We start from the raw sequence: 21,901 nt of genomic DNA, 5'->3' as shown, positions 1-21,901 counted from the left end.
GTAAAAACGGTTCAGAAGAGGCGGGAGAGGAGACACTATGAGAACCATTTTCGTCCTGTTTGACAGCCTGAACCGCAACGCGCTCGGCGCCTATGGCGGTACGACAGTCAAGACCCCCAATTTCGATCGCTTCGCCGCCCGCGCTGTCACCTTTCACCGCCACTATGTCGGTTCGCTGCCCTGCATGCCGGCGCGCCGGGACATGCATTCGGGGCGCCTGAACTTTCCCCACCGCTCCTGGGGGCCGATGGAGCCGTTCGACAATTCCTTCGCCGATATCCTTCGGAAGAACGGCATCCACACTCACCTGGTCACCGATCACCTGCATTATTTCGAAGACGGCGGCCACGGCTTTCACACCCGCTTTTCGAGCTATGACTATGTCCGTGGCCAGGAATACGATCCGTGGGTCGCCACGGTCGAGCCGCCGCTGGAGCGCATCCGCGAAACCTTCGATCCGCGCCACTACAACACCGAAAAGCCGGACAAGCGGCTGCAGCATGCGATCAACCGCGAGGCGATCGTCGAGGAGAAGGATTTTCCGGGGCCGCGCTGCTTTGCCTCCGCCTTCGAATTTCTCGATCGTAACCGCAGTGCCGACGACTGGCTGCTGATGCTGGAATGCTTCGACCCGCACGAACCCTTCCATGCGCCGGAGCGCTTCAAGGCGGCCTACGAGACCGGCTATAACGGCCGCGTTCTCGACTGGCCGCAATATGACCAGGTCAGCGAGACGCCGGAGGAAATCGCCGAAATCCGCGCCAATTATGCAGCCCTCGTTGCCATGTGCGACGACTATTTCGGCAGGCTGATGGACTATATGGACGCCCACGATATGTGGGACGACACCTGCGTCATCCTGACCACCGATCACGGCTTCCTGCTCTCCGAGCACGATTGGTGGGGCAAGTGCCGGATGCCCTACTACGAGGAGGTCACCCATATTCCGCTGATGGTTCATCATCCCGATCATCAGGCGCTTGCGGGAGAGCGGCGTGGTGCGCTGACACAGACCGTCGACCTGATGCCGACCATCCTGGAACTCTACAATCTGAACCCGCCAGAGGAGGTGACAGGGCAGAGCATCATGCCACTGCTTTCCCGCGGCGAGCCGATCCGGGATGCCGCCATCTTCGGCGTCTTTGCCGGTCCGATCGGCGTGACCGATGGCGACCATGTTCTCTACCACTATCCCCCGGATCTCACGCGGGAAGGGCTCACGGAATATACTCTGGTGCCGAACCATATGACGGCGCCCTTCACGCTGGAGGAGCTCAAGACCGCGCGGCTCTGCCCGCCTTTCGATTTCACCAAGGGCGTTCCGGTTCTGGGCATTGATGCGCGCAAGGATGCAAAGCGCATCCCCTATAATGACGGCAAGAGTTTCGCTGATCTCGGCACCCGCCTCTACGACCTGGTTGCCGACCCGGCGCAGACGGCCCCGGTCGTGGATCCGGCGGTTCTGCAAGGGCTTTATGGCGCGATGATTACTGAGCTGGCGCGCCACGACACGCCGTCGGAGCTCTACGGCTGGTACGACCTCGACCAGCCCTGAAGGCTTGGGGCGGCGACAGCGCCGCCCTAGGCCGTCGTCATCCGCTTCAACGCACGCAGCATGAAGCGGATCGGCGGAAATTCGGCATCCTTCTTCTGGAACGAGACCCCGGTCGCCATGCTCCAGCGGAAGTCGTCCTCGCCGATATTCTTCAGTTCCGCATTCGGAAAGCAGCGGGCCAGCGGTTCGGGCATGCAGGCGATGAAATTGTGTTCCGAAAGCATGGTCATCCCGATCTGAAGGGAATGGGCGTCGATCGATAGTTTTGGGCTCGGAAGCCCGTGTTTCTGGAAGAACTGGTCGATCTTGAAACTCGCATACTGGCCGCTGTAGAGGCTCAGCCAGGGGTATTTCAGCAAGTCCTTGATTTCGATCTTGTCCTGGGCGACGAGGGGATGCTTGCGCGAGGCGAAGATCGAATTGGCCTGCATGGTCAGCACCTCTGTCTCGAAATCGCGGCCGAGCGCCTCCGAACCCTCCGGAACGCCGCCGGCATAGGCCCTCAAATCCCCGTTCTTGAGCGCGGGCAGCAGATCCGCACCGACCCCGATCGACACCGAGACCCTGAGGTTCGGAAAGAACCCGTGCATTTCCGCCAGAAGCTGCGGGAAATAGACGGCGGAATAAACCGGCCCGCCACCGATGTGGATGCGGCCGCCGAGGCCGCGCCCCTGGCCGCCGAGCTCGACAAGACACGCATTCCACGCCGCATCGATCTCGCGGGCACGCACCAGCAGCGTCTCGCCCGGCTCCGTCAGGCAGACACCGCGCGGCAGCCGCACGAACAGCGCCGTGCCGAACTCCTCCTCAAGAATCCGGATCGACTTCGTCAGGGCCGGTTGGCTGATGTTGAGTGCCCGCGAGGCGGCGTGGAAACTGCCGTTTTCGGCAATGCTCAGAAAGTGCCTCAGCCTCCAGACGTGATGCAGGCTCATCGATATCTCCCGGTTATCGCTTATTGAGCTTTTACTATTGGTGCGGCTTCGGGGGAAGCGCTAGTTTGCGGGCCACGGAGGAATTCATGCGATCGGTATTGGTGCTTTTTGACTCGCTCAACAGGCTGGCCCTGGAGTGCTATGGCGGTTCGCTCATCGCGACGCCCAATTTCAATCGACTTGCAGCGCGCGGCGTGACGTTCGACAGCCACTATGTCGGCAGCCTGCCCTGCATGCCGGCGCGGCGGGACATGCATACGGGCCGGCTGAGCTTCATGCACCGTTCATGGGGACCGCTCGAGCCGTTCGACAACTCCATGCCGGAACTGCTGAAGGATGCGGGCGTCTACACCCATCTGATCACCGATCACTTCCACTATTTCGAAGATGGCGGCGCGACCTATCATCCGCGCTATTCGACCTGGGAATTCGTGCGCGGTCAGGAATATGACGCCTGGAAGGCCAAGGTGAAGCCGCCGCTCGAGCGCTATCGCAGGGACTATTCGGACCGCAACTATAACGGCCCCAAACAGGCGAACCGGCTTCAGCACCAGGTAAACCGCGACTTCATCCTCAAAGAGGAAGACTTCCCGGCCTACCAGTGCTTCGAGAAGGCTTTCGCCTTCCTCGACGAGAACCGCGATGCCGACAACTGGATGCTGCAGCTCGAATGCTTCGATCCGCACGAGCCGTTCTTTGCGCCGAAGCGTTTCCGCGACAAGGTGCCGACCGATTATGACGGGCCGATCCTGGACTGGCCGCAATATGTCGCGGTCACCGAGAGCCCGGAGGAGATCGCCGAGGTGCGCGCAAATTATGCCGCCCTCGTCGCCATGTGCGATGAGTATCTCGGAAAGCTGCTGGACTACTTTGATGAACATGACCTCTGGAAGGATACCAGCCTGATCCTGACGACCGATCACGGTTTCCTTTTGTCGGAGCATGACTGGTGGGGCAAGAACGTCACGCCCTATTACGAAGAGATCGCGCATATTCCACTGATCATGCATCATCCCGACCTCGCCGACCGGCAGGGTACGCGCGTCTATGCGCTGACCCAGACGCCGGACCTGATGCCGACCATGCTCGACGTCTTTTCGCAGCCGATCCCTCCCGAGACCACGGGCCTTTCCCTGTTCGAAAGAATGGCGGGAAGGCCCGGCGACCGCGAGGTGATCTTCGGCATGTTCGGCGGTCCCATCGGCGTGACGGATGGTGACTACAGCTATTTTCTCTACCCGCCTGACCTCGGTGACGAGAGCCTCAGGGAATACACGATCATGCCGACCCATCTCAAATCCCTGTTCGGGATCGATGAGTTGCGGACGGCGACGATGCATCCGCCGATGGATTTCACCAAGGGGGTGCCGGTATTTTCCATCGCGGCGCTCACCAGCGCCCGCCGGCCGCCAGGCGAGTACAGAAAGGCCTTCACGGGTTTCGAGACGGCGCTCTATGATCTGCGCCAAGATCCGGAACAGCAACAGCCGATCCGCGACCAGGCCGTCGAGGCGCGCCTGCGGGAGGCCATCCTCGGGCATCTGGCGCGCCATGACGCAACGGAGACATTCATGAACTGGATGGGACTGGCGGTTGAGGAGGCCGCACCATCCTTTAAGCGCCGCTAGCGGCGCAAACGCTCACAAGTGGGAGGAGAATGAAAATGCACATGAAATCGACGGACCGGCGTTTCGCCCGTTCGCTTCGCCTGACCGCCGCCGCGGCGACGCTCGCATTCGGTCTGGCCGCCCCGGCGCTTGCCGCGGACCAGCCCGAGATCAGGATGCTCATCAATCAGTCGCCGTGGCTGAATTCCTTCATCGCGATGGTTGACCGCTATGAGGATGAGACCGGCAACAAGATCGAACTCGATGTCACCCCGTTCGGCGGCATGCTCGAGAAGACCCGCAACTCGCTGAGATCGGAGGAGGGCAATTACGACATCGTCAACATCAATGCTTCCGGTGCGGCTGAAATCTATGCCGGCGGTTTTCTGAAGCCGATCAACGAGATCGATCCGGACTTCACGCTGCCGGACGGTATTATCGGCTTCGGTGGGGCGGCCTACTGGAATGCGGATACCCACAGCTTCGATCCCGACAGCACGCTTTACGGCATTCCGACGAACGGCAATGTCCAGCTTCTCTACTATCGCAAGGATCTCTACGAGGAGAAGGGGCTTAAGGTTCCCGAAACCTGGGACGAGCTGCTCGCCAATGCCAACGCTCTCAATGACCCGCCGAAAATCTACGGCTTCGTGCCGCGCGCCAGCCGTGACTCGATCCTCTACAATTTCACGCCATACCTCCTCGGCTATGGCGCCACCTTCTTCAAGGACCCGCAAAAGGGTGACTACTCCGTGACGCTGAACAGTCCCGAAGGGCTGAAGGCGCTCGAAATGTACATCAAGCTCGGCCAGGAGGCGGGGCCGCCCAATCCCGGTGCCATCGCGCAGGCCGAACTCATCCAGCTGCTGTCGACCGGCAAGGGGGCCCAGGCGATCGCCGTTGCCGCTGCCGTTGCGCCGCTGGAGGATCCCAACAGCTCGATCGTTGCCGGCAAGATCGGAACGGCGCTCATCCCCGCCGAGCCCGGACAGAAGCACTATTCTGCGGCCGGGCAGTGGTATGCCGGTATCGCCGGCAACGTGCCGGAAGACCGCCAGCAGGCTGCACTCGCCTTCATGAAGTGGTTTATCGGCAAGGACCAGCAGGTCGCCTATGTCGAGGCGAGCGGTATTCCCGTGCGCGATGACCTGACCGATACGGCGCTCGCCGATGATGCCAAGTATGATTACATCAAGGCGTTTTCGGAAAATGCGAAGAACGCGGTGATGAACATGCCGCTGATCGAGGGAACCGAGCTGAAGGACGTCATCTCGCTCTACCTCAACCGTGCGGTGATCGGCGAAATCACGCCGACCGAGGCGCTGAACGGCGCGGCCGAGGACATGAACAAGATCCTCGTCGAGGCGGGCTATGACGTCACCCCGCCGGGAAGCCTCTAGCACCGCCATCGGATTGCCGGACCGCGCACCGGTGGCGCGGTCCGGCCTGTCTTGCCCATGACCATGGTGCCGTCGGAAACCGCGGCCCTGCAGGGCATTGAAAACCTTCGCTTTGAAAAGGAGCGCTTATGCGTGCCTCCACTACGACAAAGGGGCTCATGCGGGCGAACCGCCTGTGGGTGATCGGCTCGCTCGCCCCCGTGGTCGTGTTGCTTGTGGCGCTGACCATCTGGCCGGTGATCAACGTCGCCATCCTGAGCCTGTCCTCGCTGGAATGGTCGGACGGCAAGGCTGATCTCAGCTTTGTCGGTCTGGCGAACTTCATCGAGCTGTTCACCGACCAGCCGGTCTATTGGGCCGGCGTGCGCAACAACATCATCTTTGCTGTGGCGGCCGTCAGCTGCCAGATGGTGCTCGGTTTCTTCATGGCTCTGTCGGTGCAGAGGGCTTCGAAGATCGGTCGCGGTGTACTGACGGCGATCTATCTGCTGCCGATCGTCATTCCGCCGATCGTCATCGGTGCGATGTGGCGGTTGCTGCTCGGCAGCGATTTCGGCATCGTCAACAACATCCTCGGCTTCATCGGGCTCGGGCCGTTCGACTGGCTCGGAAGCGCCAGGCTGGCGCTGCCCTCGGTCATCGCGGTCGATATCTGGCACTGGACGCCGTTTGTCTTCCTGTTGATGCTGACCGGGCTTGAATCGCTCGATCAAGAAGTGTTCGAGGCGGCGCGCATCGATGTCCTCAACGGCTGGCAGGAACTGCGCCATATCACCATCCCGCTGATGCTGCCGACCATCCTGATCACGGTCGCCTTCCGGCTGATCCTGTCGTTCAAGGTGTTCGACGAGGTGTTCCTGCTCACAGCAGGCGGGCCGGGCACTGCAACGGAAGTCATCAATTTCTCGATCTACCGGGTGTTCTTCGGCCAGGACAATGTCGGCCTCGGCTCGGCGATGTCTTTCCTGACCCTGTTCTCCGTCGCCTTCATCGCCATTCTCGCCAATGCCGTTGTCCGGCGCTGGCGTCGCAACAAGGAGGTGCACGCATGACGCCCCGTTCGAGCGGCCTCAGAGCCGCAGGAGGAAACCTCGTCGTCTGGGGATACGCGCTGATGATCGCCGGTCCGATGCTGTGGATTCTGTCGAATTCGTTCAAGCGCCAGATCGACATCCTGATGGGCGTGACGATCGCGCCGGCAACGCTCTCGAATTACCAGTCGGTTCTGTTTTCAAGGCAGTCGGACTTCCTGATGAACCTGTTCAACAGCGCCGTGGTCGCGGTGGTCTCGACAGCGATCGTGCTCTTCGTCGCCACGCTTGCCGCCTTCACCATCGTCAGGCTGCAGCCGCCGCGCTGGGTGACCTATCTGGTGCTCGGCTGGACGCTGATCTTCCACATGCTGCCGACGCTCACCTTCGTCGGATCGTGGTACGTGATGTTCGCCGAGCTCGGCCTGCACGGCACCTATCTGGCGCTGATACTCACCCACGTGGTGCACAATCTGCCGATGGCGCTGTTCCTGATGACCGGCTTCGTCATGAACATCCCGAAGGAGCTGATCCAGGCCGCTCGCCTCGACGGTTGCAATTACGGGCAGGTGTTCCGCCATCTTGTGCTGCCCCTCTCGCTCGGCGGCATGGCGGCGGCCGGCGCGCTCGCCTTCATCTATTCCTGGAGCGATTTCGCCATCGCGCTCAATCTTTCCGACAAGGACACGATGACCGCGCCGGTGGCGATCGCGACCTTCGCGCAGGAATATCAGATCCGCTACGGCGAAATGGCGGCGGCGGCGGTGCTGTCGATGCTGCCGGCGCTCGCCTTCATTTTATTCGGACAACGCTTCGTGGTGCGCGGCCTTCTCGCCGGCGCAGTCAAGTAGGTAGGACAATGGCCAAGCTTGAACTTCAAAACGTCAAGAAATCATACGGCAAGCTGGACGTCATTCCCGGCATCAGCCTCGATATCAAGAGCGGCGAGTTCGTCGTGCTCGTCGGCCCCTCCGGCAGCGGCAAATCCACGCTTCTCAGGATGATTGCGGGCCTTGAGGAAACCACCGGCGGCAAGATCATCGTCGATGACGAGGATATCACCGGACAGGATCCGGCGCTGCGCGATCTCGCCATGGTGTTCCAGACCTATGCGCTCTATCCGCATATGACGGTGGAACAGAATATGGGCTTTGCGCTGAAGATGCGCGGCATGGACCCGGAGGAGATTGCGCACCGGGTGGCGGATTCGGTCGAGATGCTCGGCCTCAAGGGGCTGGAGAAGCGCAAACCCGGCCAGCTTTCCGGCGGCCAGCGCCAGCGCGTCGCCATGGGGCGCTGTGTGGTGCGCAATCCGAAGCTTTTCCTGTTCGACGAGCCGCTCTCCAACCTCGATGCAAAGCTGAGGGCGCAGACGCGTCTGGAGGTTCGACGCCTGCACGACCGACTGAAGGCGACGTCGATCTTCGTTACCCACGACCAGGTCGAAGCGATGACCATGGCCGACCGGATCGCGCTTCTGAAGGACGGTCATCTGCAGCAGATCGGCACCCCGCAGGAGCTCTATCTGACACCGCACAACGTCTTCGTGGCCACCTTCCTCGGCACGCCGGAGATGAACATCTTCGAAGGGGATCTCGCCATTGGCGATGACGGATTGCGGTTTTCGGGAACGCCGTCGATGGCGTTGCCGGCGAGCGCCGAAAGGCTTGCCGCGGTGCGGGCAGCAGGCCACGGTTCGACAAGCGTCCAGCTCGGGATCCGGCCCGAACATCTCGTCATCGTCGAGGCGTCGCGAAAGGATGCCGTGCGCATGGAGGTCATCGCGGTCGAATGGCTCGGCCACGAGGTCTTCATCTTCGGCGATTGCGCCGGCAAGCAGGTTGCGGTGCGTGCGCCGGAAACGGACGGGTCCATCGATGCGACGGCATTGCCGAAGAACGGCGACGTCATCGGCCTGGTCCCACAGACCGACCGCTGGCATCTCTTCGATGGCGTAACGGGTAATAACCTGCTCACCTGAGACGGGGGCGGGACCGTGAACTGAGCAGGGGGCGGGATCGTGACCACGTTGTTTGGAAGGCAATGGACGCGAGCCGAGCTCGATCGGCTTCTCCCCGATATCGGTGAAGTCGCCGGCATCCGGCCTCTCGCGTTCGAAGATGGCAGTGGCCGCGGCGCGCGGCTGATCCAGATCGACAGCGGCGGCGGGCTCAGGGTCGACCTCTTGCCGGACCGGAGCTGCGATATCGGCCAGGTCTGGTGCAATGGCACGCCGTTCGCATGGACAAACCCGATGGGCTATCCGACCCCCTCGGCGGCGCGCAACAACAGCCCGCTTTCGGGCTTGATGACCACCTGCGGCTTCGAGCACGTGCGCCAGCCGGTGCACGACAACGGGCGTGACTATCCGTTGCATGGCTCGGCGATGCATGTGCCGGCGAAGATCCTTTCCGCAGCGCCGGTGTGGATCGGCGATGACTGCGTGTTCGAGATCGTTGCCGAGGTGACCCAGTTCAGCCTGTCGGGCGGCGCGTTCCGGCTATTGCGCCGTATTGGCGTTCCGCTCGGTGGCCGCTCGCTCTCGGTCAGCGACACGGTGACGCTGCTTTCCGGCGAGGCGCCGCTGATGGCGCTCTACCACATCAATCTCGGCTTTCCGCTGATCGGCGAGGATAGCGTGCTGATGCTGAATGATGCGGATATCTCCGCCAGACTCAAAAAGCCGATCGACATCGGCCTATCCGGTGCGGAAACCGCCAGGGTGCGGCTTGCCGGCGGGCCGCAGCCGGGGGACCCAGCCTTCGAGCTTGCCTACCGGGCCGACACCCTTCCATACCTGCAGACATTCTCGAACCGCGCAGACGGGATCAACGTCGTCGCCATCGAGCCGGTGTCCCATGACCGCCGGCCGCGCGCCGAATTGCGCGAGGCCGGTCAACTGGTTCCGCTGGAACGCGGCGCAAGCCGTGCGTTTTTCCTGGAAATGACGTTTTCCGGCGGGCAATGGTGACGCCCGCCCGCCGCGGCGGCATTCAGGCCGGTTCGAACAGCGCTTCGATTTCCATTTCCGGCACGAGCACCAGCCCCTTGTCGGTGATGCGGATATCGGGAATGACGGAGAGCGGGATAAGGTTGAAACCCATGTAGGGAATGGTGCAGCCGGCCTTCTCCCATTCGACCTTCAGCGCCTTCACCTCGTCGGCCACCGCATGAATGCGCTTGTCGGAGAGGAGCCCCGAAATCGGCAGTTCAACCATCGCAGTCACCTTGCCGTCATCGACGACGCAGACGCCGCCCTGGGTCTTTTCGAGCGCGCGCAAGGCCACCTGCATGTCGGCTTCGTCCGTGCCGGCGACGATGATGTTGTGGCTGTCATGGCCGACGGAGGAGGCGATTGCGCCCTTCTTCAGCGAGAAGTTGGAAAGCAGGCCATGGGCGACATTGCCGGCCGATTTGCCATGCCGCTCGACCACCGTGACAAAGCAGAGATTGTGCCGCTCGAAATGGGTCTGCCAGTCATTGGCCGGCTCCAGTTCGATGCGGTCGTGGACGAGCGTGATGCCGGGGAGTTCGGTGCGGATGCAGTGGGCGATGACCTTCTCGGTCGGAAGCTCCGGCGTCAGCTTCACCTGCTCGGGTAGCTTCACGGTGTGATAGGCGGCCTCCGGATAGCGGTAGGGCGATGACAGCGCATCGTCGAGCAGCGGCGTTACCTTGCGGTCCTCGACCACCAGCTCGCCGCCATACCAGGTGTTGACCGGTTTCAGTTCATCGTCGAGCAGCACGATATCGGCGCGCCTGCCGCCGCCGAGCCCGCCGACTTCGTCGCCGATGCCGAAGCGGGTGGCGCCGTGGAGCGAGCCCATCGCCCAGGCCTGTTCGCGCGTCATGCCGGCCTTCACGGCTTGGCGCGTTACCCAGTCCTGGCCGAAGAGCAACAGGTCGTCGGCATCGCGGTCGTCGGTGCACACGGCGACGCGCTTGTGCGAGGCGCCGAGTTCGGTGATCGCCTTGATCGCTTCCGGCAGCGAGTGCCACGGCGTCGTCGGCGGGCCGCCGCGCAGGAAAATCCAGACGCCGGCTTCCAGAAGGTCGTTGGCGATCTCGCGGTCGATGGCCTCGTGGGTGTCGGTAACGCCGGCAGCGGCATAGGCGGCAACGAAATCGCGGCCATAGACGTGGCCCGAGACCGGCCTTCCGCGCTTCAGCGATTCGGCGATGATGGCGTGCGAGCGTTCGTCGCTCATGGCCACCGGCACGAAGTCCATCTTCTCGCCGAGCGCCATGGCTTCCGGCCAGTTGTCGAAGATTGCGGCAATCTTCTCCGGCGTCAGGTCGCCGCCGGCCGTTTCCATTTCCGGCGAGGTGGCCGGCACGGTGGAAGGCACCGTCAGAAAGATCGAAAGCGGCGCCTGGCGGGCGTCCTCCAGCATCGCCTCGACGCCGGCGACATCCATGACATTGCCGATTTCGTGGCTGTCGCAGAAGATCGTGGTGGTGCCGTTCAGAAGAGCGGCCTCGGCATAGGCACAGGCCGTGACCATGCTCGATTCGATGTGGAGATGCGGATCGACGAGGCCGGGCGCGATGATGCCGCCCTTCGCGTCATAGCGTTTGGCGGCACCCTTGTAGCTGCCGGCCGGCTTCATCGCGGCGATGCGGCCGCCGGCGATCCAGAGTTCGCGATTGTCCAGCATCCGCTCGGAATAGGTCGAAAGCGCCCGCGCGCCGGTGATGACGAGATCTGGCTCGGCGCGGCTGGAGGCGACGTCGGCAAGCCGGCGCGTCATGTCAGAGAGCGGGGAAACGGAAAAGCGGGTCAGTCTGGTCATCGGCGGCCTTTCTGCGGGTAATGAAAAAGGCCCCGAACAGGCCTTTCCCATCATAGAAAGCTTCCGATAGCGTCAAGGCAAGGCTTTTCGGGAAAATTCCAGATGAAAGCGGCACGCTGCAAATTGCAGCGTGCCGCGGGGGCGGCGTCAGGCAGAAGCCCGCGCGTTGGCGATAGCGGCGGCAAAGCCTCGCTTGCCGATATCGCCGGCGATGAGCTGTCGCCCGATGACGAAAGAGGGCGTGCCCTCAAGGCGCAACGAACGTGCTTCGGCGTCGTTGCGGGCAAGCAATGCTGTGGCAGATGCCTTGCCGGTGGCCATTTCGGCGTGGATGGCGTCCATGTTGAGGCCACCCTTGCGTGCCAGCACCCGGTCTATGCCGCGCGGGGTCAGGCGACCACGGGTCGACATCAGCGCGCTGAGCGCGTTCTCGTAGACGCCGAGGCGGCGTGCTGCGAGTGCTGCCTCGGCGGCATAGACGGACGACGACCCGAAAACGGTCCAGTCCTTCAGAACGAGGCGGACCTGGCCGTCCTCGGCAACGGCCTCACGCAGGGCCCGGTAACCGGAGCGGCAATAACCGCACTGGAAGTCGAAGAATTCGACGATGGTGACATCGCCATTCGGATTGCCTAGCACGGGCGCTGCAGGGTCCTCGGCGATGCGCCCGACAGTACGGGCAAAGGTTGGCAGGGGGAAAAGCGGCATTGCGGCGACGGCGACCATTGCCGTCATGAAACTGCGTCGATTGTGCATTCTTTTTTTGGTTCCTTGGATCGTAGTCATGCGTGCGGGCACGCGGCATCGATGCCTGAGGCCCGCGGGGTTCAACAAAAATCGAAGGACATGCCTTTCGGCACGGCGAGGGCGCACACCGGCCCGCGTGGATCACGCGAACCCCTCACCGTTCGGTCGCAAAGGACCGTTTTCGATTTTCACTCCAGAAAGCAACTGGCGGTCTGGTCCGAAAAAAAACGGCAAGTCGCAAAGCGACGACCTTACCGATGGGACCAACACAAAAACGAACCGCTTCAGCAGCCGGATGCATAAAAAGCATTTATCGCCGTATGTAAATTTGAAATTGGACACAATCACGTGAAGTTCGGTTTTCTGTTGCTGAAATCCAGCAGGAGCGGTTGATGAGCGACAAGAAACTCTACCTGAAATTTATCGATGCCGATGTTACAGGCATCATTTCTCTTTATTGGGACAATGCTCCCGAGACATGCAAGGCGATCTGGGGTGCGCTGGAAAAGCCGATCCAGTGGCCGGCGACCCATGCGATCTTTTCGGGGCCTGAAATCATGATGGGCCTGCCGGAAGAGGCCCGCAATTTCGATCCGACGAAACTGCCGCCGGAAAACCAGACCATCCTGCCGGAACCGGGCGAGCTTCTGTGGTTCTACCAGCCCAAGAACTTCTTCAAGATCGATCCGGACGAGTTCTGGGAAATCGGCATGTTCTACGGCGTCGGCGGCCGCACATTCGGTCCGACCGGATGGATTTCATGCACCTATTTCGGCAAGATGACCGAAAATCTCGAGGCGGTTGCGGCCCAGTGCCGGCTGATCCGCACCGAGGGCGCGAAGCGCGTTGAGATCGGCCGTCTCGTCTGACGGTTCGGCCGAATAACCTTAGAAAAACAAGAGGAAGGGAATAGCATGAAACGTCTCACCACATTGCTGGCGACAGCATCGGTTCTCGCCGCCTCGCAGGTCTCGGCCTTCGCTGCGGAAATCACCATCAACTCGTTCGGCGGCGCCTATGAAGAGGCGCACCGCAAATGCGTCATCGATCCGTTCACCGCGGAAACCGGCGCCGATGTGAAGATTGTCACCGCTTATTCGGCGGACGCCTTCGCCCAGTTGCGCGCCCAGAAGGATGCGCCGCAGTATGACGTCATCCACTTCTCCGGCGGTCAGGAAATCGTCGGCGCCGAAGAAGGCCTGCTGGCGCCGATCGACGCCTCGAAGCTCACTAACGCCGCCGATCTCTACCCCTTTGCCGGGGCAAACATGGACAAGGGCGAGGGCCCGGCCTATCAGATCGCCGCGATCGGCCTGCTCTATAACAGCGACGAGCTCGCCGAGGCGCCCGCCAAGTGGGCGGACCTGATGGAGCCGGACATGGCGGAAGGCCTGGTGCTGACCGACATTTCCAACACCTACGGCCTGTTCGGCTTCCTGATGCTGAACCAGGTCGCCGGCGGCGATCTCGACAACATTCAGCCGGGTCTCGACGCGGTGAAGACGATGCTTGAGAACGGCGCCTTCGTGGTTTCGAAATCGCCGGAAATCCAGCAGGCTTTCGCCCAGGGCGGCACCTTCATCGCGCCTTACGCTTCCGATTATGCCTATACGCTGCGCAAGGCCGGCCTGCCGGTGAAATTCCAGCAGGGCGAGGAAGGCACGCCGGCAAGTTACATCACCGCCAATCTGGTCGCCGGTCGCGACAATCAGGATCTGGCGCTGAAGTTCATCGACATGGAGCTTTCGCCGGAAGCGCAGGCCTGCTTCGCCGAGGCGCTGCGCTACACGCCGACCAATTCCAAGACGGAACTGCCCGAGGAGGTCGCCGCCGACGTCGCCTATGGCGAGGAAGGCGTGAAGAGCCTGCTGCGCTTCGATCCGGCCGTTATCGAGGCCAATCGCGCCGACTGGGTCGTCGAATGGAACAAGGCCATCGCCCAATAAAAGTGGTGCGCCCGCCCCGTATCCCGCCCCCAACCGGGATGCGGGGCGAACGAAATCCTCAACACGGCAACTGGCAGCAGGAACCTGTTATGGACAGCCTCCGCTTCGAGTGCAGGTAGATTTATCAGAGGCCTTGCCGCTTGCTCCAAATACTCTCTCCCGCCTGTGGGAGAGATGCCCCGAAAGGGGCAGTGAGGGTGAAGCTGCAAGTCAGTTCGCGAGGGCGCCCGTGTTGAAGTTCTCCGCCCTCGCTGTCGCTGTCGCGACATCTCTCCCCTCCTGGGCGAGAAGGTTTGGAGGCTGTGCGGCGAAGCAAAAGGCCGGGCCCGCCGCTATTGCAGTTTGGAAAGGCTCGCGCTTTTTGCGCGGAAGGTGGATATTGCGATTGTCTCCACAGTCAGAAGGAACGCGGATGAACACTGATCGAGCGGAAAACGCGTTTCTGGTCGCGCCAGGCCTGATCCTGCTGGCGCTCGCCTTCTTCCTGCCGATCGCCCGCATGCTGATGCTCTCGGTCATGGGCCCCGAGGGTCTCACGCTCGACCATTTCGCCGAATTCGTGAAGGAACCCTATTATCTGGGCGTGCTGTGGCGCACGATCCGGCTCTCCTTCATCATCACCCTGATTTCCGCACTGATCGGCTTTCCGCTCGCCTATATCATGGCCCGTGCAGGAGCCACCGTGCGGCTGTGGCTCATCATCGTCATTCTGCTGCCGCTGATGACCAGCGTCGTCATCCGCACCTTCGGCTGGATGGTGATCTTCGAGCGCGGCGGCATCGTCTCGGGCACGCTCTACGACCTCGGCCTGGTGAAGCGCAATTTCAACCTGATGCGCACCGAAACGGCGATCGTGATCGGCATGGTGCAGGTGCTGCTGCCGTTCATGACGCTTTCCATCCTCGGCGTGATCTCGCGGATCGATGCCCGCCTCGAAGAGGCCGCGCGCACCATGGGCTGCACCTTCCTGCAGGCCTTCCGCCACGTGGTGCTGCCGCTTGCGATGCCGGGCATCGCCGCCGGCTCGCTGCTTGCCTTCACGCTGTCGGCGAGCTCCTTCGTCACGCCGAGCCTGCTTGGCGGGCCGCGGCTGCAGGTGCTGGCCTCATCGATCTACAGTTCCGTCACGCAGACGCTCGACTGGCATTTTGCCGCCGCCCAGGCCGTCATCCTGTTCCTCGGTATCGCGCTGACGCTCATTCCCTATTTCAGGCTCACGGGAGGCCGGCATGGTTAAGGCCGTTCCGCTCTGGCTGAAGATCGCGACATGGGTTTTCGTCGCGCTCGTCGTCATCCTCATGCTGGCGCCGCTCGTCGTCGTCATCGGCACCTCGTTTTCGGCGAACCAGTTCATCTCGTTTCCGCCGAAGGGGTTCTCGCTTGAATGGTATCGCAAGGTGCTATCGTCGAACGAATATCTGGCGTCCGCCGGCCTCAGTCTCGTCATCGCCCTTCTGGTGACGCTTTCAGCCGTCATCATCGGCGGTTCCGCCGCGATCGCCATTCACCGCCGCAAGCTGCCGCAGTCGGAATTGCTCGGCGCTCTGTTCCTGTCGCCGCTGATCCTGCCGACGATCATCTATGCCATCGGGCTCTTGATGTTCTGGAGCTCCACCTTCGGCCGGGTCTCCTTCGTCACGCTCTGGATCGGCCACACGCTGATCACGCTGCCCTACGTGGTGCGGACGACGCTTGCCGTCTTGACCGAGGCCGATCCGTTCATCGAGGAGGCGGCGCGCACGATGGGGGCAGGGCGGCTGCAGCGGCTCATCTTCGTGGTGCTGCCGCAGTGCCGGCCGGGCCTTGCCGCCGGCGCCTTCTTCGCCTTCAACATTTCCTTCGACGAGGCGGTGCTGTCGCTGTTCCTTCGAACGCCGGACATGACGACGCTGCCGGTGCGCATCTACGGACAGCTCGAATTCAGCCCCGATCCCTCTGTCGCCGCCGTCTCCTCGATCATGATCGCGCTCACCGTGATCCTCATTCTGGTGATCGACCGGGTGCTTGGCATCCGCAAGTTCGCGAGCGCCTAGGAACAGAACATGTCCGATATCCATCTCGACCAGATCCGCAAATCCTACGGCCATGTGGAGGTTCTCCACGGCATCGACCTGAACCTCGCCTCCGGCGAGTTCGTCAGCCTGCTCGGCGCCTCTGGCTGCGGCAAGACCACGCTTTTGCGCACCGTGGCGGGGCTCGAGGGCGTGTCCTCCGGCCGCGTCGTCATCGACGGCCAGGACGTGACGCGCCTGCCGCCCGAAAGGCGCGACATCGCGATGATGTTCCAGTCCTATGCGCTGTTGCCGCATCTGAGCGTCTACGAGAATGTCCGCTTCCCGCTCAGGATGCGCCGCATCGGCAGCCGCTCCGAACAGGACCAGCGGGTGAAGGATGCGCTGGAGACGGTGCAGCTTCCGCATCTCTCCGACCGCTATCCGCGCCAGCTTTCCGGCGGCCAGCAGCAGCGCGTCGCGCTCGCCCGCGCTATCGTTTCCAATCCCAAGGTGCTGCTGCTCGACGAGCCGCTCTCCAATCTCGATGCCAGGCTGCGCGAGGACATGCAGGTGGAGCTGATCGAGATCCACCGCCGTCTCGGCCTCACCACGCTGTTCGTCACCCACGATCAGGAGGAGGCGCTGAGCCTTTCCGACCGGGTCGTGCTGCTGAATGCCGGCAAGGTCGAGCAGGAGGGCGCGCCTGCCGAGATCTATGCGCGGCCGGAAACCGAATTCGTCTCCGGCTTCATCGGCTCGGCCAATGTGCTGCCGGCGACCATGGAGATCGGACCGGTCGCCGTGCTTGCCGATGGCCAGAAGCTCGCCGTCGCCGATGCATCGGTTACAGGTGATGCCGCCATCGTGCTGCGGCAGGAGGACCTCGCCGTCGCCGATGCCGGGCTGAAGGCGACCGTGAAGACCCGCGTCTTCCTCGGCGCGCGCAACCGCTATGTGCTGAGCCTTGCCGGCGAGACCATCCGGTTGCTCACCGGCAATGAAGTGGTGCTGAAACCCGGCGAGGACGTCTTCCTCGCCATCGATCCCGCCCGCGTGCGCGTGCTCGCGCGCTAGGTCCAGGAGGCGTTTGCGATGGAAAATTTCGAGACACGACTGTTCATCGACGGCCGGTTCGAGGCGGGCGAAGGGGCGGCCGAGACCGCCTATGAACCCGCAACCGGCAAGGCTCTGGCGCAAGTCGCATCGGCCTCGGCCGGGCAGATCAACCGCGCCGTCGAGGCCGCCGACAGGGCACGGCGTGGCTGGGGGGTGACGACGCCGAAGGAGCGGGCCCGGGCGCTGAACGCGATTGCCGACAGGATCGAGGGCAATGCGGAACTGGCGAAAATCGAATCCGTCAATGCCGGCAAGCCGCTGCGGTTCGTGCTCGCCGGCGAACTCGCCAATGTCGCCGATGTCTTCCGTTTCTTTGCCTCCGCCGTGCGCAACATGCCGGCAACGGCTGCGGGGCATTATCGCTCGGCCTCGATGGTGAGCGTGATGCGCCGCGATCCCGTCGGCGTCATCGCCCAGATCGCGCCGTGGAACTATCCGCTGCTGATGGCCGCCTGGAAGATCGCGCCCGCCGTTGCCGCCGGCAATACCGTGGTGATCAAGCCTTCGGAGCACACGCCGCTCAGCCTGCTGACCCTTGCCGGGATCATCGCCGAGATCCTGCCACCGGGCGTCGTCAATGTCGTGCTCGGCAATGGCGCCGACGTTGGCCAGCGGCTGATCTCGCATGATCTGGTGCGAATGATCTCGCTGACAGGTGATGTCCGCACCGGCCGCGCCGTGCTTGCCGCCGCAGCCGGCCCGATGATCAAACGCACCCATCTGGAACTGGGTGGCAAGGCGCCGGTGATCGTGGCCGAGGATGCCAATCTCGACGTGCTGGTGGAAACGCTGCGCGAGGCGAGCTTCTACAATGCCGGGCAGGACTGCACCGCCGCCTGCCGCATCCTGGCCGATAGCCGCATCGCCGGTGAACTGACTGAGCGCCTAGAAGCGATGATGGACACCATCGTCTTCGGTGCGCCGGAGCGCGACGATGTCGAGTTCGGCCCGGTCATCACCGCCCGCCACCGCGAGCGGATCTCAGGTTTTGTCGAGAGGTCGAAGGTTGCAGGCGGGCGTGTCGTCACCGGCGGCGCGCTGCCGGACGGTGATGGCTTCTTCTATCCGCCGACGCTGGTGGAAGCAGAAATCGACAGCGAGATCGTGCAGAAGGAAGTGTTTGGCCCGGTGATTTCGCTGACGCCATTTGATGGCGACGAGCAGGCGATCGCTTACGCCAACGCCTCGGAATACGGCCTCGCCTCCTCGGTCTGGTCGAAGGACAGCGGCCGGGCGGCGCGGATCGCCGGAGCGCTCGAATATGGCGTCACCTGGATCAATACCCACGGCGTCTTCGCAACCGAAATGCCGCATGGGGGCATGAAGAATTCGGGCTACGGTTCGGACCTGTCGATGCAGTCTCTGCTCGATTACACCCAGGTCCGCCATGTGATGACGGCGCTCTCGTAAAGAGCAGGAGAGCCTGGCTTGCAGGCTCTCCGGTTATGCAATGGGCCGGCCGGCGCTCAGTGCGCGCCGGACATGTCGCCGAGGATCTTCTTTTCGGCAACGGTGGAGTCGGCCTTCAGCGTGTAGACCATCGGCACACCGGTGGCGAGGTTGAGCTTCAGGATCTCTTCCTTTGTCATGCGATCGAGCACCATCACCATGGCGCGCAGCGAGTTCCCATGGGCGGCCACCAGCACCTTTTCGCCGCGCAGAACGCGGGGCAGGATGTCGGTCATGTAGTAGGGCCAGACGCGGGCGCCGGTATCCTTCAGGCTTTCGCCGCCGGGCGGGGGAACGTCATAGGAGCGGCGCCAGATATGGACCTGTTCCTCTCCCCATTTCTTGCGGGCGTCATCCTTGTTGAGGCCGGCGAGGTCGCCGTAGTCACGTTCGTTCAGCGCCTCGTCACGGATGGTTTCGAGGTCGGGCTGGCCGACTTCGTCGAGCACCAGCTTGCAGGTGTGCTGGGCGCGCGTCAGGGCCGAGGTGAAGGCGATGTCGAACTTGATGCCGGTTTCGGCGAGTGCCTTGCCGCCGGCGGTGGCTTCCTTGACGCCGAGCTCGGTCAGGTCCGGGTCCTTCCAGCCGGTGAAGAGGTTCTTCAAGTTCCATTCGCTCTGGCCGTGACGTACGAGAACCAGTGTTCCGCTCATAATCTCTGTTCCTTCGAAAAGTTGCTATTTGGAAAGCCCGAGCACGTCGAGCATGGAATAAAGTCCCGGCTTTTCGCCGCGCGCCCAGAGCGCCGCCTGAACCGCGCCGCGGGCGAAAATGCCGCGGTCGGTGGCCTTGTGGGACAGGCTCACGGTTTCGCCCTCACCGGCAAAGAGCACGGAATGCTCGCCGACGACAGAGCCGCCGCGCAGCGTCGCAAAGCCGATCGTGCCTTCCTGGCGAGCGCCGGTATGGCCGTCGCGCACTCTCACGGCATTCTCCTTCAGGCTGATGCCGCGGCCATCGGCGGCAGCTTCACCAAGAAGAAGCGCCGTGCCGGAGGGGGCATCGACCTTGTGGCGGTGGTGCATTTCCAGAACCTCGATATCCCAGCCCTTGGCGGCAAGGGCGGCTGCTGCCTGCTTGACGAGTTCGCCGAGCAGGTTGACACCCAGTGACATGTTTCCGGATTTGACAATACGGGCATGGCGCGCGGCCGCCTTGATCTGTGTCTCATCGTCTTCGGAAAGGCCCGTCGTGCCGATCACATGCACGATCCGTGCCTGCGCGGCGAGGCCGGCATACTCGACGGAGGCTGCCGGAGCCGTGAAATCAAGCACGCCGTCTGCATCGACAAAGGCCTTCAGCGGATCGTCGGTGATCGCGACACCGAGCGTGCCGACGCCGGAGAGCTCGCCGGCATCCTTGCCGAGCGCGGAACTGTCCGGCCGGTCGATGGCGGCATGCAGAACCGCGCCCTCCGTTTCCGAGATCACGCGGATAAGGCTCTGGCCCATCCGTCCGCTTGCACCCACGACGACGAGCTTCATTGCCGGAATGTTCATGCTTCTTCCTGGTATTTCCGTTGGACGTCAGCCCCGCCACGTGTCTCAGCGGCGGGGCATGCAGACCTTATTGGAAGCGTTTGCGGAAGAAAAGGTCGATCTTGGCGCGCCGGTTCCGGTTTGTTTCCGGCCGACGCGACGTTTCCCCTTGCTCAGATGTGCTGAAGGAACGAAAGGTCGGCGTCGTCGCTGTCGGTCGAGCGGGTGACGGCCTCCCATTCGGTGGCTTCCCTGCCGCGGGCTTCCTCGACCTTGTGCAGCATCGCCCAGGCATCGCTGCCGAGCAGGAGGTGTTCCGGCACATGATCGCTGTTGGCAAGGTCGAGGACGACGGCGGCCACCTTGTCGGGATCGCCGACCTCGTGGCCCACGACTTTGTTCAGCGCTTCCGCCATAGCACCCATGGCAGGCTCGTAGTCCGCCATCAGCTTCGGCGCGTCGCCGCGGGCGAGCTGGCCCCAGTCCGTGCGCATGCCGCCGGGCTCCAGCGAAACGGTCTTGATGCCGAGATGACCGGTTTCCTTGGCGATGATTTCGGAAAAGGCGCTGACCGCCCACTTCGATGACTGGTAGGCTGCCATGCCGGGGCCAACGATGCGGCCACCAACCGACGAGACGTTGATGATATGGCCCGAACGCTGTGCCCGCATATGCGGCAGCGCGGCGCGTACCATGTTGACCACGCCAAAGAAGTTCGTCTCGAACTGGGCGCGGAAATGATCGGGATCGGATTGCTCGAACGGCGCAAAATGGCCGAAGCCGGCGTTGTTGACCAAGACGTCCAGTCGTCCGAACGTGTCGATGGCGAACTGCACGGCCTTCTCCGCCTGAGCGGCATCGGAGACGTCGAGCGCGAAGGGCGCAACGCGATCGCCGAATTCGGCGACGAGCGGCTCCAGGCGTTCCGGGTTTCGGGCGGTGGCGACGAGGCGGTCGCCCGCTTCAAGGACGGCGCGTGCAATGTTGAGGCCGAGGCCGCGAGCGCTGCCGGTGATGAGCCATGTTTTGGGAGTGGTCATGGTAGAGTCCTTTCATTTTATGAGTGAGTAGTCACTCAATTTTACGGGAAAAATAACAGACGGATCTTCGTCTGTTGGGTGAACCGGCCATTTGCGGCCAGGATAAGAATATTCGTGTCGAGGCTTTGGAGGTCGTGCGCAGCCAGCGCCGGGAAATGTCAGCCGCCGGTGATGCCGTTCCAGATCATCTCGAACCCAAGCGCCTTGTAATGTTCAGCTTCGTCGGGCGTACCGGCGATGCATTCATAAGTGACTTCCGCCGTCGCGTTCAGCATCAGGCCAACGAAACGTTGCGGCATGTCCCGGCGACCATGGCGGGCAATCGTGGTGTCGAGAACGCTTGCGGCCTCGACGAACAGGGCTTCACCCTCTCTGAGGCAGCGCTCGCTCACCAGTTCGGAAACCTTGAGCCGCTTCATCGCCCGCCAGCACTCCGGATGCGATACGCCCCAATCGATCAGCCGGCTCCAGATATGATGGAGGTCTTCCCGGCCGCCATCGCCGGGCAGCGCATCAAAGGCAAATGCCTTGGCCAGCTCGCCCTCGAGCGCCAACAGCAGCGCTTCCATCAATATCGCCTTAGTTTCGAAATAGACGAACACCGTGCCTTCGGCGACACCGGCGGCCCGCGCGATCTTTGCCGTCGAGACGCCTGTTCCCTGCGTGGCGACAAGCCGGGTCGCGGCGGCCAGAATGGCTGTCCGTTTTTCTTCGCTGGTGGGTCTGGCCATGGCTAAACTCGATTAATAAGTGAGTAGTCACTCAAAATATAGGTCAAGTTCACGCGAGCGCAAGAGGGGCGGTGGGAAT

At 62.6% G+C, this 21,901-nt stretch carries 20 protein-coding genes; 13 read left to right on the top strand and 7 right to left on the bottom strand.

What is annotated here, in order from left to right; all coding sequences use genetic code 11:
• The first annotated feature begins 37 nt into the window (after positions 1-37).
• On the top strand, positions 38-1,555 hold the full coding sequence (locus TM49_RS02630) for a sulfatase (protein ID WP_045679419.1): 1,518 nt from the start codon (positions 38-40) through the stop codon (positions 1,553-1,555).
• A gap of 26 nt (positions 1,556-1,581) precedes the next feature.
• Here the strand turns inward: TM49_RS02630 and TM49_RS02625 are convergent, their stop codons facing one another.
• Positions 1,582-2,490 carry a LysR family transcriptional regulator gene (locus TM49_RS02625; protein ID WP_045679418.1) on the bottom strand — a complete coding sequence of 303 codons (909 nt, stop codon included), beginning with the start codon at positions 2,488-2,490 and terminating at the stop codon, positions 1,582-1,584.
• Between the two features lie 86 nt (positions 2,491-2,576).
• Between TM49_RS02625 and TM49_RS02620 the strand changes: the two genes are divergently transcribed.
• The 6 genes from TM49_RS02620 (at position 2,577) to TM49_RS02595 (ending at position 9,499) form a co-directional block, all read left to right on the top strand.
• A complete protein-coding gene (locus TM49_RS02620; protein WP_045684649.1) occupies positions 2,577-4,118 on the top strand; it encodes a sulfatase in 1,542 nt (513 codons plus the stop codon).
• Between the two features lie 35 nt (positions 4,119-4,153).
• Positions 4,154-5,497 (top strand): extracellular solute-binding protein, encoded by a 1,344-nt coding sequence (locus tag TM49_RS02615; protein WP_244464781.1) that lies wholly within the window; start codon positions 4,154-4,156, stop codon positions 5,495-5,497.
• Positions 5,498-5,625: 128 nt separating this feature from the next.
• Positions 5,626-6,549, top strand: a complete 924-nt coding sequence (locus TM49_RS02610) for a carbohydrate ABC transporter permease (protein WP_045679416.1) — start codon at positions 5,626-5,628, stop codon at positions 6,547-6,549.
• Complete coding sequence (locus tag TM49_RS02605) at positions 6,546-7,379, top strand: carbohydrate ABC transporter permease (RefSeq protein WP_052699678.1); 834 nt, start codon at positions 6,546-6,548, stop codon at positions 7,377-7,379. Before TM49_RS02610 ends, TM49_RS02605 begins: the two co-directional genes overlap by 4 nt.
• Positions 7,380-7,387: 8 nt before the next feature.
• Entirely contained in the window at positions 7,388-8,509 is a 1,122-nt protein-coding gene (locus TM49_RS02600) for an ABC transporter ATP-binding protein (protein WP_045679415.1), read from the top strand.
• Positions 8,510-8,548: 39 nt separating this feature from the next.
• A complete protein-coding gene (locus tag TM49_RS02595; RefSeq protein ID WP_045679414.1) occupies positions 8,549-9,499 on the top strand; it encodes a DUF4432 family protein in 951 nt (316 codons plus the stop codon).
• Positions 9,500-9,521: 22 nt separating this feature from the next.
• Here the strand turns inward: TM49_RS02595 and TM49_RS02590 are convergent, their stop codons facing one another.
• Both TM49_RS02590 and TM49_RS02585 read right to left on the bottom strand, forming a co-directional pair.
• On the bottom strand, positions 9,522-11,321 hold the full coding sequence (locus TM49_RS02590; RefSeq protein ID WP_045679413.1) for an adenine deaminase C-terminal domain-containing protein: 1,800 nt from the start codon (positions 11,319-11,321) through the stop codon (positions 9,522-9,524).
• Positions 11,322-11,468: 147 nt separating this feature from the next.
• On the bottom strand, positions 11,469-12,077 hold the full coding sequence (locus TM49_RS02585; protein WP_045679412.1) for a DsbA family protein: 609 nt from the start codon (positions 12,075-12,077) through the stop codon (positions 11,469-11,471).
• Between the two features lie 383 nt (positions 12,078-12,460).
• Here TM49_RS02585 and TM49_RS02580 point away from each other — a divergent pair, with 383 nt between their 5' ends.
• From TM49_RS02580 to TM49_RS02555, 6 genes are all read left to right on the top strand, one after another.
• Positions 12,461-12,937, top strand: coding sequence for a DUF3830 family protein (locus TM49_RS02580; protein ID WP_045679411.1), 477 nt, complete (start codon positions 12,461-12,463; stop codon positions 12,935-12,937).
• A gap of 45 nt (positions 12,938-12,982) precedes the next feature.
• Positions 12,983-14,014, top strand: a complete 1,032-nt coding sequence (locus tag TM49_RS02575) for an ABC transporter substrate-binding protein (protein WP_045679410.1) — start codon at positions 12,983-12,985, stop codon at positions 14,012-14,014.
• Positions 14,015-14,426: 412 nt separating this feature from the next.
• A complete protein-coding gene (locus TM49_RS02570) occupies positions 14,427-15,251 on the top strand; it encodes an ABC transporter permease (RefSeq protein WP_045679409.1) in 825 nt (274 codons plus the stop codon).
• Positions 15,244-16,047, top strand: coding sequence for an ABC transporter permease (locus TM49_RS02565; RefSeq protein WP_045679408.1), 804 nt, complete (start codon positions 15,244-15,246; stop codon positions 16,045-16,047). Before TM49_RS02570 ends, TM49_RS02565 begins: the two co-directional genes overlap by 8 nt.
• Positions 16,048-16,056: 9 nt before the next feature.
• Positions 16,057-17,082, top strand: coding sequence for an ABC transporter ATP-binding protein (locus TM49_RS02560; RefSeq protein WP_045679407.1), 1,026 nt, complete (start codon positions 16,057-16,059; stop codon positions 17,080-17,082).
• An 18-nt stretch (positions 17,083-17,100) separates the two neighbouring features.
• Positions 17,101-18,534 (top strand): aminobutyraldehyde dehydrogenase, encoded by a 1,434-nt coding sequence (locus TM49_RS02555; protein WP_045679406.1) that lies wholly within the window; start codon positions 17,101-17,103, stop codon positions 18,532-18,534.
• Between the two features lie 56 nt (positions 18,535-18,590).
• Here the strand turns inward: TM49_RS02555 and TM49_RS02550 are convergent, their stop codons facing one another.
• The 4 genes from TM49_RS02550 to TM49_RS02535 form a co-directional block, all read right to left on the bottom strand.
• Positions 18,591-19,226 (bottom strand): 2,3-bisphosphoglycerate-dependent phosphoglycerate mutase, encoded by a 636-nt coding sequence (locus TM49_RS02550; RefSeq protein WP_045679405.1) that lies wholly within the window; start codon positions 19,224-19,226, stop codon positions 18,591-18,593.
• A gap of 24 nt (positions 19,227-19,250) precedes the next feature.
• Complete coding sequence (dapB, locus tag TM49_RS02545; protein ID WP_045679404.1) at positions 19,251-20,072, bottom strand: 4-hydroxy-tetrahydrodipicolinate reductase; 822 nt, start codon at positions 20,070-20,072, stop codon at positions 19,251-19,253.
• A gap of 152 nt (positions 20,073-20,224) precedes the next feature.
• Positions 20,225-21,091 (bottom strand): oxidoreductase, encoded by an 867-nt coding sequence (locus TM49_RS02540; RefSeq protein ID WP_045679403.1) that lies wholly within the window; start codon positions 21,089-21,091, stop codon positions 20,225-20,227.
• A gap of 158 nt (positions 21,092-21,249) precedes the next feature.
• Positions 21,250-21,822, bottom strand: a complete 573-nt coding sequence (locus TM49_RS02535; RefSeq protein WP_045679402.1) for a TetR/AcrR family transcriptional regulator — start codon at positions 21,820-21,822, stop codon at positions 21,250-21,252.
• Positions 21,823-21,901 lie beyond the last annotated feature (79 nt).

The sequence above is a fragment of the Martelella endophytica genome (assembly GCF_000960975.1).
GTDB classification, from domain to species: domain Bacteria; phylum Pseudomonadota; class Alphaproteobacteria; order Rhizobiales; family Rhizobiaceae; genus Martelella; species Martelella endophytica.
Note: the sequence above shows the minus strand (reverse complement) of the source record. Positions and strands in the feature narration are given on the sequence as shown.